Genomic DNA, 14,138 nt, shown 5'->3' with positions numbered 1-14,138 from the left:
TGCGGGCCACTCCCGTCCGGCCCGCGACCGGCACGGCCCGGGTCCCCGGGCCGCCGGTGCCCGCTCCGCGCCGGGGCCGCGGCTCCCCGGTGGCTCGGGCCGACCGGCTCACCCTACGCCCCCGCCCTCCGACCACCGCGAACGCCTGTTCACCGCGTCCGCCGCGTGAGCGAACGCGCCGCGTCGCCGTGCCACGCCCGGACGCCGCGCGGAACACGGCCGATGCGTCAACGTTTGGGCGGGCTCGGCCGCCGGGTACTTGCGCGATCCGCCCCGCGCGTGTGGACTACGCCCCAAGCCGCGCGCGCACGCGCGGCATGCCCGTACCCTTTTTCCAGGGTACTTCCCCGTAAGTTTCACCAGCAGTTCTCCACCAAGCACTACCCGCAGCGCGGCGGTCCCCACCGACGACGAGCTGCCCGACACAGGACAGGAGCAATCCGTGAGCGCGACCGCGGACCACGCGGAGGAGCGGACCAACCCCGCCGCGAGGCTGGGTTTCCAGGCCGGACAGGTGGTCCAGGAGCTCGGCTACGACGACGACGCCGAGCAGGAACTCCGCGAGGGGATCGAGGCCGTCACGGGCCAGGATCTCGTCGATGAGAGCTATGACGACGTGGCCGACGCGGTGGTGCTGTGGTTCCGCGAGGACGACGGCGATCTGACCGACGCGCTGGTGGATGCCACCACCATGATCGACCCCGGGGCCCCCGTCTGGCTGCTGACACCGAAGACGGGCCGTGACGGCTACGTCGAGCCCAGCGAGATCGGCGAGGCCGCCCAGACCGCGGGCCTCGCCCAGACCAGCACGGTCAACGCGGGCCGGGACTGGTCGGGCAGCCGGCTCGTCACGCCGAAGGCGGCCGGGAAGAAGTAACCGCGGCGGGCCCGCCCGGGAACCCCGCGGGAAACAGGCGCACCGCGCGCGTACGCCGGTCCCTGGGGGCACCAGTCGGCCCACCAGGGGCCGCGTCGTACGCTGGGCGGTGACTTTACCTCCCGCTGAGAAACGGATGACGCGCTCATGGCCATCGAGCCGGGCACCAAGGCCCCTGACTTCACGCTCAAGAACCAGCACGGTCAGACCGTCTCGCTCGGTGACTACCGGGGCGAGAAGAACGTCGTCCTGCTCTTCTACCCGTTCGCCTTCTCCGGGACCTGCACGGGCGAGCTGTGCGCGCTGCGCGACCAGCTGCCGGCCTTCGTCAACGACGACGTGCAGCTCCTCGCGGTCTCCGCCGACTCGTTCTTCTCGCTGCGCGTCTTCGCCGAGCAGGAGGGCCTGGAGTACCCGCTGCTGTCCGACTTCTGGCCGCACGGCGACGTTTCCCGCGCCTACGGCGTTTTCGACGAGGAGAAGGGCTGCGCGGTGCGCGGCACCTTCATCATCGACAAGGAAGGCGTGGTGCGGTGGACGGTTGTCAACGGGCTGCCGGACGCGCGCGACCTCGACGATTACGTCGCCGCGCTCCAGGCGCTCTGACCCGTACGCGCCGCACACGCGCCGACCGCACCTGATCCGGCCGCCGGACCCGGGACGACGGATCGGCCCCCGGGCGCCCCACGGCAACCGCCCGCATCCTGCCCGTCCCGCGGAAGACTGGACAACACGTGGTACTGAAAACCTTCGGCTGGTCCTTCGGGTTCACCGTCATCGGACTCGCCGCCGCCTTCCTCTTCTGGGGCTGGGCGGGCTTCGCCGTCGTGGCGATCCTGGTCGTCCTGGAAGTCTCGCTCTCCTTCGACAACGCCGTCGTCAACGCCGGTGTGCTGAAGCGGATGAACGAGTTCTGGCAGAAGATCTTCCTCACCGTCGGCATCCTGATCGCCGTCTTCGGCATGCGGCTGGTCTTCCCGGTCGCCATCGTGTCGCTGACGGCGCGCGTCGGGCCGATCGAGGCCGTGCAACTCGCGCTGGACGACCCCGACCAGTACTCGGAGATGGTCACGGACGCCCACCCGGCGATCGCGGCGTTCGGCGGCATGTTCCTGCTGATGATCTTCCTGGAGTTCATCTTCGACTCCCGCGAACACCACTGGATCGGCTGGCTGGAACGCCCGCTGTCCAAGCTCGGCCGCATCGACGCCGTCTCGGTCGGCATCGCGCTGCTCGCCCTGCTCATCACCGCGAACACGATCGCGACGGAGGCGTACCAGCACGGCGGCGGGCACGCGGACAAGTCGCAGACGGTGCTGCTCGCCGGTATCGCGGGCCTCCTCACGTACCTGGTGGTCGGCGGCCTGTCCGGCTACTTCGAGGACCGCCTGGAGGACGACGAGGAGCGCGTGGACGAGGGGCGGGAGGCCCAGCAGCGGGCCGCGGGCGGCCCCACGGCGGTCGGCCTGGCGGGCCGGGCGGCGTTCTTCCTCTTCCTGTACCTGGAGGTGCTGGACGCGTCGTTCTCCTTCGACGGCGTGATCGGCGCGTTCGCCATCACCAACGAGATCTTCGAGATGGCGCTCGGCCTCGGTATCGGCGCCCTGTACGTCAGGTCGCTGACGATCTACCTCGTCCGGCAGGGCACGCTCGACAACTACCGCTACCTGGAGCACGGCGCGCACTACGCGATCGGCGCCCTGGCCGTGATGCTGCTGGTCAGCATCCGCTGGCACCTGCCCGAGGTCGTCACCGGCCTGGTCGGCGTCGCGTTCATCGGCGCCTCCTTCTGGTCGTCGGTCCGCGCCAACCGGCTCGATCCGGAGCACGCCAAGGTGACGGCAGGGGCGGGCTGACCGTGCGCCGCCGCCCGCCGTGTCCGTCCTCCGTACCGGGGGATTGAACAGGCGGGCGGCATGGGAAGTCTTCACACGGCGGCGGCACGACGGAAGAGGGGTGGGCGGCGATGGCGTCCCTGTGGTCGTACGTGCGGGGTGGCGGCTCGGCCCGGCAGAAGTTCGACACCGTGGGCGGCATGTCCAGCTACGCGGTGGAGCTGACGCGGCGCTCGCCCACGGCGCCGCTGACCGCCGCGGGCGCCGACAGCGGCACGTTACGTATCGAGCTGTCCTGGCGCATGCGCAGCAACTCCGACTTCGACCCCGCCGCCCGGCGCGTGTGGCGGCAGCCGTGGAAGATCTTCAAACCGGCGGAGATCCAGGGGCATTCGCAGGGCGTCGCCAGCCTCGACTTCGACCTGGCCTGCCTGTACGAGCTGGCGGACGGCAGCCGCGGCGTCGTCCAGTCGGTCGGCGGGCTGCTCGGCGACTTCAACGACCCGCCGTACATCAAGCTCAGCGGCGACGACCGCTTCGGCACCGCGTCCGGCGAGCACCTCTACGTCAACCTGGACCACAAGGACGACTTCAAGCGCCTGCTGGTCTTCGTCTACATCTACGACGGTGTCCCCGCGTTCGACCGCGCCGACGCCGTGGTGACCGTCTCGGCCGCCGACGGCAAGAACATAGAGATCGGCCTCCAGGACGCGCCCCCGCACGCCAGGTCCTGCGCGGTCGCGCTGATCGAGCACCACAAGGGCCGCCTGGTGGTGCGGCGCGAGGTGAAGTACGTCTACGGCTTCCAGGCGGAGATCGACCGCCTGTACGGGTGGGGCATGTCCTGGGGGTACGGGAGCAAGCCGAGCCGTTCGCGCGCCTGACCGGGCGTGCCCCACGTCCGTGGGTATTCCGGACAAAGGCGGGGAAAGTCGCCTCGGTGCCGCCCCGGCGCTCCTACCATGCGGGCAAGCGGGATTCGCGGTCCGCAGGCGCTCGCCGGCCCGGCGGGCGCGGAGCATGCACAGCCCCGGCGCGATGCCGTGTCCGGGACCGAGGAGTGCCACCCATGACCACCACCACAACCGCCGCCCTCGCCATACCGGGCGAGGAGAAGTACACGCTGCGGGACATCGTCGTGGACGATCCGCGGCCGCACGAGGTCCTGGTCCGCGTGGTCGCGGCCGGGCTGTGCCACACGGACGCGACGTACAAGGAGGCGTGGGCCGATCCGTCGCTGCCGCCGCTGGTGCTGGGGCACGAGGGGGCGGGGGTCGTGGAGGCGGTGGGGGAGCGGGTCACCGGGGTGCGGCCCGGCGACCGGGTGCTGCTGACGTTCAACTCGTGCGGGGAATGCGCGGCCTGCCGCACCGGGCACCCGGCGTACTGCGCGCGGTTCACCGACCTCAACACCAGTCCGACCGGCAGCGTCCGCGCGGACGGGTCCTCCGGGCTCACGGGTGTGGACGGCAGTCCGATCGCCGGGGCGTTCTTCGGGCAGTCGTCGCTGTCGGGTCACGCCATCGCGCAGGAGCGCAACGTGGTGCCGATCGGCGCGGCGGACGACGAGGAGCTTGCCCTGCTGGCGCCGCTGGGCTGCGGCATCCAGACGGGCGCGGGCGCGGTGCTGAACGAGCTGCGGCCGGAGCCGGGCAGCGCCGTCGCCGTGTTCGGCACCGGGGCGGTCGGCCTCGGCGCGCTGATGGCGGCCCGGCTCACCGGCGCCTCGCGCATCGTGGCCGTGGACATCGTGCCGTCCCGGCTCGACCTGGCGCGTGAACTGGGCGCGACCGACGTGATCAACAGCGCGGAGGCCGATCCGGTGGCCAGGCTGCGGGAGATCGGGGACGGCGCGGGCGTGCAGGCGGCCGTGGAGACGAGCGGTGTGCCGCAGGTGCAGGCGCAGGCGCTGGAGTCGCTGGCGCCGCGCGGGGTGCTGGGGCTGATCGGGGTGCGGCTCGGCGCGGAGTTCAGCGTCCCGGCGCTGTCGCTGCTGAGCGGGCGCCGGGTGCACGGGATCGTGGAGGGGGACAGCGACATCGTGACGTTCCTGCCCGCGCTGGTCGGGCTCGTGCGGTCGGGGCGGATGCCGCTGGGGAGGCTGATCAGGCAGTATCCGCTGGAGCGGATCAACGACGCGGCGCGGGACGCCCACAGCGGGGTGACGGTCAAGCCGGTCGTGCGCTTCTGACCGCGGGGCCGCCTGGGCGGGTCAGCCGGCCGGGTGGTCCTGGGGCAGGAACTGTGGTCCCTGGGGCGGGAGCGTGAACCCCGGGTCGGGCTGCGGGTGGTCGGAGTGGGGGTAGCCGTACGCGGGGGCCTGGTGGGGAACGGGCGCGACCGGCGGCGGGGCGGGCGGTGCGGAGGGCGGTGCGGGCGGCGTGGCGGGCGCCGCCGGGGCGGGGGCCGCCTGCTGCGGCGGCCGGGCCGCGTTGACGCCGAACTCGCGGGCCAGCGCGACCAGTCCGCCCCGCACGCCGCGTCCCAGCGCGCGGAACTCCCAGCCGTCCCCCGCCCTGGCCAGCTCGCCGCCCACCACCGCGGTCTCCGCGGGTCCCGGCGCCAGCGGGAACGCGGCCAGCACCGCCGCGCCCGCCGCCTCCTGGACGAGCAGCCGCGGCGCGCTGTCGGGCGCCTGGAAGCCCGCGTCGGCCGACGCCGCGAGCACCACCCGTGTCACCGCGGCGTCGAGCTGCGCGAGGTCCATCTCGACCGTCTCCCGCAGCCCCGCCGCGTCCCGGCGCCTGGGCAGGCGGCGGACCAGGCCGCTGGGGTGGCGCGGCTGGTTGTAGAAGACGAAGTCGCCCTCCGAGCGCACGCGTCCGCCGTCGCCGAGCAGCAGGGCCGACAGGTCGATGTCCGGGACCCCGGGTCCGGCCGCGGTGGGTGTCCACCGCAACACGGCGCGTACCACCGTGACGGGGAGGTGAATTGCTGCCCCTTTGTCCAACGGGTGCGTCATGGGGGGAATCCTGCCTGTCGCCATACTTCCGAAACATTGGCGCGATTACGATTGTCGAAAGGGTGTCCGGATCAGCCAGTGGGGCGACCGGCGCCGCTGGGGAGAGTGGGGTACACCATGCGGCATTACGGGCATCTTCCGCCCGCGCGCCGTCGCGCGCTGTTCCACCAGGAACCCGCCGAGTTCGGCCCGTCCTCACCCGTCGGAACCCTGGGGGTCGCTCTCGGGGCGACACTCTACAGTCCGGCGACCCGCCCCCGGCTCGACGCCGACATCCGCAGGCAGGCCGCCGTCGGTGTCGTGTCCATGGTGCTCTGCCTGGAGGACTCCATCAGCGACGCCGAGGTGCCCGGCGCCGAGGAGAACCTCGTCCGGCAGCTCCAGCGGATGCTGCGCGACGCCGCCCTGCCTGAGGAGCCCGCCGCCGCGCCCCTGCTGTTCATACGCGTCCGCGCGCCCGAGCAGATCACCGGCCTCGTCACGCGCCTCGGCCCCGCCGTGCGGCTGCTCACCGGCTTCGTCGTCCCGAAGTTCACCGCCGTCACCGGCCCGCCGTTCCTGGAGGCGCTGCTCGGCGCCGAAGCGGTCTGCGGGCAGCGGCTGCTGGCGATGCCCGTCCTCGAATCGCCCGAACTGCTGCACATGGAGACCCGCGCCGAGGGCCTGCGCGCCGTCGCCCGCGTCCTCGACAAGCACCGCGACCGCATCCCCGCCGTACGCCTCGGCGTCACCGACTTCTGCTCCGCCTACGGCCTGCGCCGCACCCCCGACATGACCGCCTACGACGTGCACGTCGTCGCGTCCGTGATCGCCGACGTCGTCAACGTCCTGGGGCGCGCGGACGGTTCCGGCTTCACCATCTCGGGCCCGGTCTGGGAGTACTTCCGCCCGCAGGAGCGCATGTTCAAGCCGCAGTTGCGCAACAGCCCGTTCACCGGCCGCGCCGAGGCGCTCCGCACCCGGCTGATCGAGCACGACATGGACGGCCTCCTCCAGGAGATCGAGCTGGACCGCGCCAACGGCCTCCAGGGCAAGACCTGCATCCACCCCTCCCACGTCGCCCCCGTGCACGCGCTGTCCGTCGTGACGCACGAGGAGTTCAGCGACGCCGTGGACATCGTCGGCACGGGCCCGGACGGCGGCGTCCTGCGGTCCGCGTACACCAACAAGATGAACGAAGTGAAGCCCCACCGCGCCTGGGCCGAACGCACCCTGCTGCGCGCCGAGGTCTTCGGCGTGGCCCGCGAGGGCGTGGACTTCGTCGACCTCCTCGCGGCGGGAATCGCATGAACGACACGGCACACGCCCAGCACGCGCCCGTCTGGCCGGGGGAGTGGGTCGCCCGCCGCCTCGGCGTCGCGCTGCACGGGCCCGGCATCCGCGACCTCCTCGGCCTCGCGCTGCGCCACAACCCGAAACGGGCCCACCTGCTCGTCTCCGGCGTCCTCGGCAAGCACGTCCCCCAGGACCCGCACATCGTCCACGGCACCGGACTGCGCCTCGGGGAACGGGTCCGCGACCTGCTCGGCCCCGACGCCGCCCGCGCCGTCGTCCTCGGCTACGCGGAGACCGCCACCGGCCTCGGCCACTGCGTCGCCGAGGCCATCGGCGCCCCCTGCCTGCACTCGACGCGCCGCCCGGTGCGCGGGCAGGCCCCCGCCGGGGGCTTCGAGGAGGAGCACAGCCACCACACCTCCCACCTGCTGCTCCCGGCGGACCCCGCGCTGCTGGCCGGCGACGGGCCGCTCGTGCTGGTGGACGACGAGCTGAGCACGGGCCGCACCGTCCGCAACACCCTCGCCGCCCTGCACCGCGCCCATCCCCGCGCGCACTACGTCGTCGCGACCCTGGTGGACATGCGCACCGACGCCGACCACGCCGAACTCGCCAAGTGCGCGGCCGAACTGGGCGCCACCGTCCAGGTCGCCGCCCTGGCGCGCGGGCGGGTCGAACTGCCCGCCGACATCCTCGAACGGGCCGCCGCCGTCGTCGCCGAGGTGGAGGCCCGCATCCCCGCCCAGCGGCACCCCGCCCAGGACCCCACCGCACAGGCGGCCCCCGCCGTGCGGGTCGAACTGCCCTGGCCCGCCCGCGTCCCCGACGGCGGACGCCACGGCTTCACCCCCACCCATGCGGACCGCCTCGCCACCGCGCTCCCCGCCCTGGCCCGGACCCTCACCGACGCCTTGCCCGCCGGCGCACGCGATGTCCTGGTCCTCGGCACCGAGGAACTGATCTACGCGCCCCTGCGCCTCGCCCGCGCACTCGCCGACGCCACACCCGGCACCCGCGTCCGCTTCTCCACCACCACCCGCAGCCCCGTCCTCCCCGTGGACGACCCCGGCTACGCGATACGCACCCGCCTCACCTTCCCCGCCCACGACGACCCGGCGGACGGGCCAGGCCCCCGCTACGCGTACAACGTCGCGGGCCACCCATGGGACGCGATCCTCGTCGTCACCGACACCCCCGGCGACACCCCCGCCCTCCACGCCCCCGGCGGCCTCCTCCACCAGCTGACCGCCCACACCCCGCACGTCCTGCTGTCCGTCGTCCCCGACCGCAGACTGCCAGAACCACTGCGCGGCCCCGCGTTCTCCTCGTACGCGCCCGACGAGGTCGGCTGGCTCCTCCAGGACCTCTCCGACGTCACCCTCGAAGCCCCCGCCGAGGAACGCGAGGAGGCCATCCAGTCAGGCGGCGCCCACTACGCCGAGTCCCTGCCCGTCGAATACCAGCCGAGCGCCGAATACCAGGCGCTCTACCACTCCGCCCTCGCCGCCTCCGCCGGACGCGTCGCCCGCGCCGTCGGCACCGTCACCGAGGCCGTCCTCGCCGAACGGCCCGGCCGCCGCCCCGGCCGCCCCGTCCTCGTGTCCCTCGCCCGAGCCGGGACACCCGTCGGCGTCCTCATGCGCCGCTGGGCCCAGCACGCCCACGGCGCCGACCTGCCGCACTACGCCGTCTCCATCGTGCGCGGCCAGGGCATCGACACCACCGCGCTGCGCTGGCTCGCCGCCCACCACGACCCGGCCGACGTCGTGTTCGTGGACGGCTGGACGGGCAAGGGCGCCATCACCCGCGAACTCGCCGACGCCCTCGCCCCGTTCCCCGGCTTCGACCCGTCCCTCGCCGTCCTCGCCGACCCCGGCGGCTGCGTCACCACCTACGGCACGCGCGACGACTTCCTCATCCCGTCCGCCTGCCTCAACTCCACCGTGTCCGGGCTGATCTCCCGCACCGTCCTGCGCGCCGACCTCGTCGGGCCCGACGACTTCCACGGCGGCAAGCACTACCGCGACCTCGCCGCCGCCGACGTGTCCGGCGCGTTCCTCGACGCCGTGGCCGCCCACTTCACCGACCCCGGGACCGCCGCCGGGATCGCCGCCGACACCGCCGCGCTGCTCGCCGCCGACCGCACCCCCACCTGGGACGGCTGGCGCGCCGTCGAGCGCATCAGCGAGGAGTACGGCATCGGCGACGTCAACCTTGTGAAACCCGGCGTCGGCGAGACCACCCGCGTCCTGCTGCGCCGCGTACCCTGGCGCGTCCTCGCACGCCGGGGAGCCGGAGCCGACCTGGACCACATCCGGCTGCTCGCCGCCCAGCGCGGCGTGCCCGTCGAGGAGACCGACGACCTCCCCTACAGTTGCGTCGGGCTGATCCACCCCCGGTACACCAAGGGCGCCACCGGCGCCGACGGAAAGGCCGCCACGTGACATCCCCGATCGACACAGCCCCGCCCCCTGCATCCCCGACCGTGATCGCCAGCGATCTCGACCGCACCCTCATCTACTCGCCCGCCGCGCTGGCCCTGCCCATGCCCGACGCGGACGCGCCCCGGCTGCTGAGCGTCGAAGTCCACCAAGGGCGGCCCCAGTCGTTCATGACGGAGACCGCCGGAGACCTCTTCGCCGCACTCACCGAAGACCCGCGCGCCGTCCTGGTCCCCACGACCACGCGTACCCGCAAGCAGTACCTGCGCATCAACTTCCCGGGCCGCGCCCCCCAGTACGCGATCTGCGCCAACGGCGGCCACCTGCTGATCAACGGCGTCACCGACTACGACTGGCACGTCTCCGTACGCCGCGCCCTCGCCGCCGACTGCGCCACCCAGGCCGAGGTCGCCGACCACCTGCGCACCACCGCCGACCCCGCCTGGCTGCTCAAGGACCGCGATGCCGAAGGCCTGTTCCGCTACCTCGTCGTCGAACGGGCCCTGCTGCCCGACGCCTGGGTCAAGGACCTCACCGACTGGGCCGAGCCGCGCGGCTGGACCGTCTCCCTCCAGGGCCGCAAGCTGTACGCCGTCCCCGCGCCGCTCACCAAGTCGGCCGCCGTCGCCGAGGTCGCGCGCCGCACCGGCGGCGGCACGGTGCTCGCCGCCGGCGACTCACTCCTCGACGGCGACCTGCTGCGCGCCGCCGACCACGGCTGGCGCCCAGGACACGGCGAACTCGCGGCGGACGGCTGGACCGCCCCCCACGTCACCGCTCTGCGTTCGCACGGCGTTCTGAGCGGTGAGGAGATCCTGCGGGCGTTCCGGGCGCACCTCGATCGTCACGGCCCTGCGGACCGCTCCGCCCGTCCCGACCGCCTCGCACCTGCCTGATCGCGCGGCCCCGCGTCTCGTTGAGCCGGCGCCGCCGCAGCTCGTCGCGCAGCGCGTCGGGGTGCCGCGCGCGCCAGTAGGGGTTGTCGTGCGGCAGGTTGCCGGAGATCCGCCCGTACATGCCGATCGTCAGCAGCACCACGCCGATCGCGAAGCTGAAGATGACGTTCTGCATCCGGAAGTCCAGGAAGTTCACCGAGGTCCGCAGCACGGCGAGGTTGAAGAACCCGCTCAGCACGAACAGCACGCCGAGGACGAGGATCAGGTTCGACGCGAAGTTGCCGCCGATCATGACACCCACCGCGAGCAGCGCGCCGACGACGATGGACAGCACGCTCAGCGCGCCGTTGCTGTTCAGGCCCCAGACGGTGTTGTTGCCCGTGTCGAAGAAGCCGATGGTGTCGAACAGGCCGAAGATGCCGAACACCACGAATCCGAGCCCCATCAGCCCGGCGCCGAGCCGGTAGACCATGCTCAGCCGGTGGTCGGGGCGCGCCGACTCGTCCAGCCTCGCCTGCGTGAACAGCGAGCGCGGCCCGACGGGCAGCCGGGGCAGGGCGCGCGGGTCCGTACCCGGGGGTGCGGTCATGGGGGCCTCCTCACATCGTGTCCGAGGCCGCGTACCCGTTCCGGGAACGGACAAATCAGGCGCGCCCGGCGCGGATCTCCTCCACGACGGCGGCGGCCGTGGCCCGTACGCCCTCCGTCTCGCTCAGGAACCGCCAGTAGTCGGGGTGCCGCCCCCCGCGCTCAAGATCCGCCACCGCACGCTCCAGACGCGCCACCGCCGCGTCCAGCGGCCCGGCGTGGCGCGGATCGGGCACCGAGCGGCCCGCCATCGCGAGGCGCTGCGCGTCCCGTACGGCGAACTGCGTCCGCTCGATCTCGCGTGACGGGTCGGACGACACCTCGTTCAGCAGCCGCAACCGCTCGCGCGCGGCCCCGACCGCCTCGTCCGTCCTGCCCAGCAGCGCGTGCACCGTCGTCAGGCCCTCGGTCGCCGCGCCGAACCGCTGCTCGTCCCGCGCACGCCCGGCGCGCGCCAGCAGCTCCCGCGCCTGAGCCACGGACGCGGCGGCCTGCTCCGGCACGTGCTGGAGGTCCTGCCAGCAGGGGGCCGTGAAACGCCGCCGCAGCTCGCTCAGCACCGGCTCGACCTGCTCGGCGCGGTTCGCGATGGCGTCGGCCCGCGTCCGCAGCGACGACAGGCGCCGGTCGATCTCCGCCGCGCGCTCCGGCAGCCGCGCCACGTCGGCCGCCAGCGCCGTCGCCCGGCGGCTGACGTCCTCGGCGCGCCGGATCGTCGCCTGCACGCCGTGCCGGCCCGCGCCCTCGTTCAGCAGCCGCAGCTCGGGGCCGAGCGCGGCCAGCGCGGCGGCCGGCTCCTCCGCCCGCGTCCCGGCGGCGCGGGCGGCGTCCAGGGCCCCGGTGGCGGCCCGCAGCGCCTGCCTGGCCCGCTCGACGGCGGGCGCGACCTGCGCGAGCTGCGACTCGGCGCGTTCCTGGAGGGGCGCGAGGCGCTGCGCGAAGCGGGCCAGCTCGCCCTTGACGGCCCCCAGCTCGGTGCGGGCGGCGGTGAGGGCCTGGCGGGCGCGGTTCGCGCCGTCCGCGTCGAGCTGGGCGCTGTCCAGGTCGTGCGCGTCTACGACGGTGATGTAGTGCGCGCTCACGCTGTCCACGCGGTCACTGAGCGTGGCGAAGTCCGCCGCCGCGCGCGCCGCCTGCGGGGAGCTGTCGGCGGCGGCGATCGTCTCCAGCGTGATCCGCAGCTCGCGCTGCGCGGTGTCCACCTCGTAGAACGCGGCGGCGGCGCCGTCCTTCGCCTCCTGCGCCGACGCCCGCAGGTCCTCGACACGCCCGCGCCGCCACGGCCGCGTCCCGCCGCCGGTGAACACCCCGGGCAGCACGGAGACGGCGAGGACGGCCACGGAGAGCGACGAGACCAGTACGGATGAGGCGTACGAGACGTAACCCTTCGCGAAGCGCGGTGCGAGCACGCGTCCCTCTCCCCACGGACGATCCGGCCGGTACGAGTCCGTCCATTCTCCCACCGCACCCCGAGTTTGCGGGGGCGGGCGGGAGGCCATGTAGGCTTTGGCCTCACTTCCGGGTGCATAGCTCAGCGGTAGAGCGCCGCCCTTACAAGGCGGATGTCGGCGGTTCGAACCCGTCTGCACCCACCCTTCGCCCGACCGGACGGAACTCCCCACCGCTGCCGGGCAGTCACCATCTCATCACGTCGAGGCACACCGAATCGCCCGCCGATCGGCGCCGGACGAAGTACCGTGCCCGGAACCGGCGAGAGAGGCGGACGAGATGAGCACCGAGCCTGGCGAGGACGGGTCCGAGGGACTTCGCGAGTGGACCGACCCGCGCTACGCGGACCTGGTGGAGGCATACGACAGGACGAGGCGGAACGGGCGGCCGACGCGGTTCTTCCTGTACGAGCTGCCTGCCCCCCCGTCGCCCGAGTAGCCGTCACGACCGAAGCCCCGCCTTGCCGTGATGGGTGGGCGGGGCTTGGGTGTTGTTGTTCAGGTGGTGGCCCAGAGGCAGAGGCCGTCGGGGGTGTGGGCGATGCCGTAGGTGCCGGACGAGGGGCCTTTGAGGGCGGGGGTCCTGGCTGCGCGCCCTCGGAGGATCTGGGCGTGGACGGTGCCGCCGTGGTCGCGGAGGCTGAGCCACCACGGCCGCCGGGTGCGGGCGGCGTCGATCAGGGCGTCCACGACGGGTACGGCTTCCGCCCGTCCCCACACCGCGAGTGTCTCCCGCACCCAGTCCCGGGCGGCCCCGACGTCATCCGCCCCTCCGCCGCCGGGGAAGAGCCGGTCGGCGTACGGGCGGTGGCTCACGGCTGGTGGTCCGGGACGGCGGCCCACAGGGCGGCCACTGCGGCCTCGGCCTCGGACGCGGCGGCGCCCCGCTCCCGCTCGTCCACGGTCCTGGACGCCGCCACCGCGACGGCGGGGAACAGCCGGTCGGACACGGCCTTCAGATGCGGTGCGTCACCCAACTCGGCGAGCCGCACGACAAGTTCGCGCGGCACGATGTGCGGCCAGTAGTGCAGTCCGCCGCGTGAGCCGGAGGGGTGTGCGGCCAGTGGCACGAGGGGCGCCCCGATCCGGCAGGGCGTGCAGGCGTGGGAGGTCCAGTGCACGCGGCCGTCGCCGACCGGCGTGCGGGCGACAGCGACCAGATCTTCGGTGGTCGCCTCGCAGTACATGCAGCGCGGCGGCAGTGTCACGATCTCTCGCCCCTGTCCGCGCCATGCCGGGCGGGGGAGCGCCCCCTCCAGGCCGGTGATGACGGTGATCTCGGGATTCGGGTCGCGCACGGGTGCGGGTTCCGGCGGCCAGAAGCGGTCGTCGGTCATGGCGCCTCCCCGAACACGCGGGCCAGTGCGCCGTACAGGGCGTCGGGGTCGGTGAGGCAGTCGCCGTGCGGGCGGACGACCAGCCACCGGACCTCGCTCCCGCCGTCACCGTCCCACGGGTCGCTGACACGGTCGCGCGGCGGGACCGCCAGCGAGGCGCCACGCCCCAGCGGGATGACGCCGACGGGCCACCAGCGGGCCGTCGCGTCCCCGGGCGGGATCAGCCAGTGGAGCACACGCTGTACGGGGTCTTCCACGACCGGCCCGGACAGCCCGGTCAGCGCAAAGCGCGGCAGGACGTACAGCCCTTGGAACAGAGGCACACGCACCGCGTCGAACTCCTCCCCCAACGGCCTTATGCGCACGCGGCCGTCGGGCGGCAGCCAGGCGGGCAGTGACAAGGGGGCGGTCGTCGCCATGCGGCGCTCCTCACGTACCGACGAGGTCGTGCCCAGACGGTAAGGAGCGTCCCTCGCCCG

Annotated in this window: 14 protein-coding genes, 1 tRNA gene and 1 pseudogene; 10 read left to right on the top strand and 6 right to left on the bottom strand. The window is 73.6% G+C overall.

The window, feature by feature from the left end; genetic code table 11:
* Nucleotides 1–442: 442 nt before the first annotated feature.
* From ACL02R_RS25850 to ACL02R_RS25830, 5 genes are all read left to right on the top strand, one after another.
* Nucleotides 443–877, top strand: coding sequence for a DUF3052 domain-containing protein (locus tag ACL02R_RS25850; RefSeq protein WP_412799373.1), 435 nt, complete (start codon nucleotides 443–445; stop codon nucleotides 875–877).
* 147 nt (nucleotides 878–1,024) lie between these two features.
* On the top strand, nucleotides 1,025–1,483 hold the full coding sequence (locus ACL02R_RS25845) for a peroxiredoxin (RefSeq protein WP_412799372.1): 459 nt from the start codon (nucleotides 1,025–1,027) through the stop codon (nucleotides 1,481–1,483).
* Nucleotides 1,484–1,611: 128 nt separating this feature from the next.
* Nucleotides 1,612–2,733, top strand: a complete 1,122-nt coding sequence (locus tag ACL02R_RS25840; protein ID WP_412799371.1) for a DUF475 domain-containing protein — start codon at nucleotides 1,612–1,614, stop codon at nucleotides 2,731–2,733.
* Nucleotides 2,734–2,843: 110 nt separating this feature from the next.
* Nucleotides 2,844–3,596 (top strand): Tellurium resistance, encoded by a 753-nt coding sequence (locus tag ACL02R_RS25835; RefSeq protein ID WP_362956502.1) that lies wholly within the window; start codon nucleotides 2,844–2,846, stop codon nucleotides 3,594–3,596.
* A gap of 185 nt (nucleotides 3,597–3,781) precedes the next feature.
* A complete protein-coding gene (locus tag ACL02R_RS25830; protein ID WP_412799370.1) occupies nucleotides 3,782–4,903 on the top strand; it encodes an NAD(P)-dependent alcohol dehydrogenase in 1,122 nt (373 codons plus the stop codon).
* A gap of 21 nt (nucleotides 4,904–4,924) precedes the next feature.
* On the opposite strand, the gene ACL02R_RS25825 is transcribed toward ACL02R_RS25830, so the two are convergent.
* Complete coding sequence (locus ACL02R_RS25825) at nucleotides 4,925–5,674, bottom strand: TerD family protein (RefSeq protein ID WP_412799369.1); 750 nt, start codon at nucleotides 5,672–5,674, stop codon at nucleotides 4,925–4,927.
* Nucleotides 5,675–5,791: 117 nt separating this feature from the next.
* Here ACL02R_RS25825 and ACL02R_RS25820 point away from each other — a divergent pair, with 117 nt between their 5' ends.
* The 3 genes from ACL02R_RS25820 to ACL02R_RS25810 are packed head-to-tail and all read left to right on the top strand — an operon-like array spanning nucleotide 5,792 to nucleotide 10,286.
* Nucleotides 5,792–6,964, top strand: a complete 1,173-nt coding sequence (locus tag ACL02R_RS25820; RefSeq protein WP_412799368.1) for an HpcH/HpaI aldolase/citrate lyase family protein — start codon at nucleotides 5,792–5,794, stop codon at nucleotides 6,962–6,964.
* Complete coding sequence (locus ACL02R_RS25815) at nucleotides 6,961–9,393, top strand: phosphoribosyltransferase (RefSeq protein WP_412799367.1); 2,433 nt, start codon at nucleotides 6,961–6,963, stop codon at nucleotides 9,391–9,393. The genes ACL02R_RS25820 and ACL02R_RS25815 overlap by 4 nt, the downstream gene beginning before the upstream one ends.
* Before the next feature lie 41 nt (nucleotides 9,394–9,434).
* Complete coding sequence (locus ACL02R_RS25810; protein ID WP_412799366.1) at nucleotides 9,435–10,286, top strand: HAD family hydrolase; 852 nt, start codon at nucleotides 9,435–9,437, stop codon at nucleotides 10,284–10,286.
* Nucleotides 10,287–10,311: 25 nt separating this feature from the next.
* Here the strand turns inward: ACL02R_RS25810 and ACL02R_RS25805 are convergent.
* A pseudogene (locus ACL02R_RS25805) lies at nucleotides 10,312–10,875 on the bottom strand (DUF4383 domain-containing protein); the annotation flags it as partial.
* A gap of 55 nt (nucleotides 10,876–10,930) precedes the next feature.
* Nucleotides 10,931–12,283: a hypothetical protein gene (locus ACL02R_RS25800; protein WP_412799365.1), complete on the bottom strand. Its 1,353-nt coding sequence runs from the start codon at nucleotides 12,281–12,283 to the stop codon at nucleotides 10,931–10,933.
* 111 nt (nucleotides 12,284–12,394) lie between these two features.
* Here ACL02R_RS25800 and ACL02R_RS25795 point away from each other — a divergent pair.
* Together ACL02R_RS25795 and ACL02R_RS25790 are read left to right on the top strand one after the other, a co-directional pair.
* Nucleotides 12,395–12,466, top strand: a tRNA-Val gene (locus ACL02R_RS25795).
* A 136-nt stretch (nucleotides 12,467–12,602) separates the two neighbouring features.
* Nucleotides 12,603–12,761, top strand: coding sequence for a hypothetical protein (locus ACL02R_RS25790; protein WP_412799364.1), 159 nt, complete (start codon nucleotides 12,603–12,605; stop codon nucleotides 12,759–12,761).
* A 59-nt stretch (nucleotides 12,762–12,820) separates the two neighbouring features.
* Here the strand turns inward: ACL02R_RS25790 and ACL02R_RS25785 are convergent, their stop codons facing one another.
* The 3 genes from ACL02R_RS25785 to ACL02R_RS25775 are packed head-to-tail and all read right to left on the bottom strand — an operon-like array spanning nucleotide 12,821 to nucleotide 14,078.
* Nucleotides 12,821–13,138 carry a hypothetical protein gene (locus tag ACL02R_RS25785; RefSeq protein ID WP_412799363.1) on the bottom strand — a complete coding sequence of 106 codons (318 nt, stop codon included), beginning with the start codon at nucleotides 13,136–13,138 and terminating at the stop codon, nucleotides 12,821–12,823.
* Nucleotides 13,135–13,659, bottom strand: coding sequence for a hypothetical protein (locus ACL02R_RS25780; protein WP_412799362.1), 525 nt, complete (start codon nucleotides 13,657–13,659; stop codon nucleotides 13,135–13,137). The genes ACL02R_RS25785 and ACL02R_RS25780 overlap by 4 nt, the downstream gene beginning before the upstream one ends.
* On the bottom strand, nucleotides 13,656–14,078 hold the full coding sequence (locus tag ACL02R_RS25775; protein ID WP_412799361.1) for a hypothetical protein: 423 nt from the start codon (nucleotides 14,076–14,078) through the stop codon (nucleotides 13,656–13,658). Before ACL02R_RS25775 ends, ACL02R_RS25780 begins: the two co-directional genes overlap by 4 nt.
* Between the last annotated feature and the right edge of the window lie 60 nt (nucleotides 14,079–14,138).

This window comes from Streptomyces sp. MS19 (assembly GCF_047200595.1).
Lineage (GTDB): Bacteria > Actinomycetota > Actinomycetes > Streptomycetales > Streptomycetaceae > Streptomyces.
The sequence above is the reverse complement of the archived record's forward strand: the minus strand, read 5'-3'. Positions and strand labels throughout refer to the sequence as shown.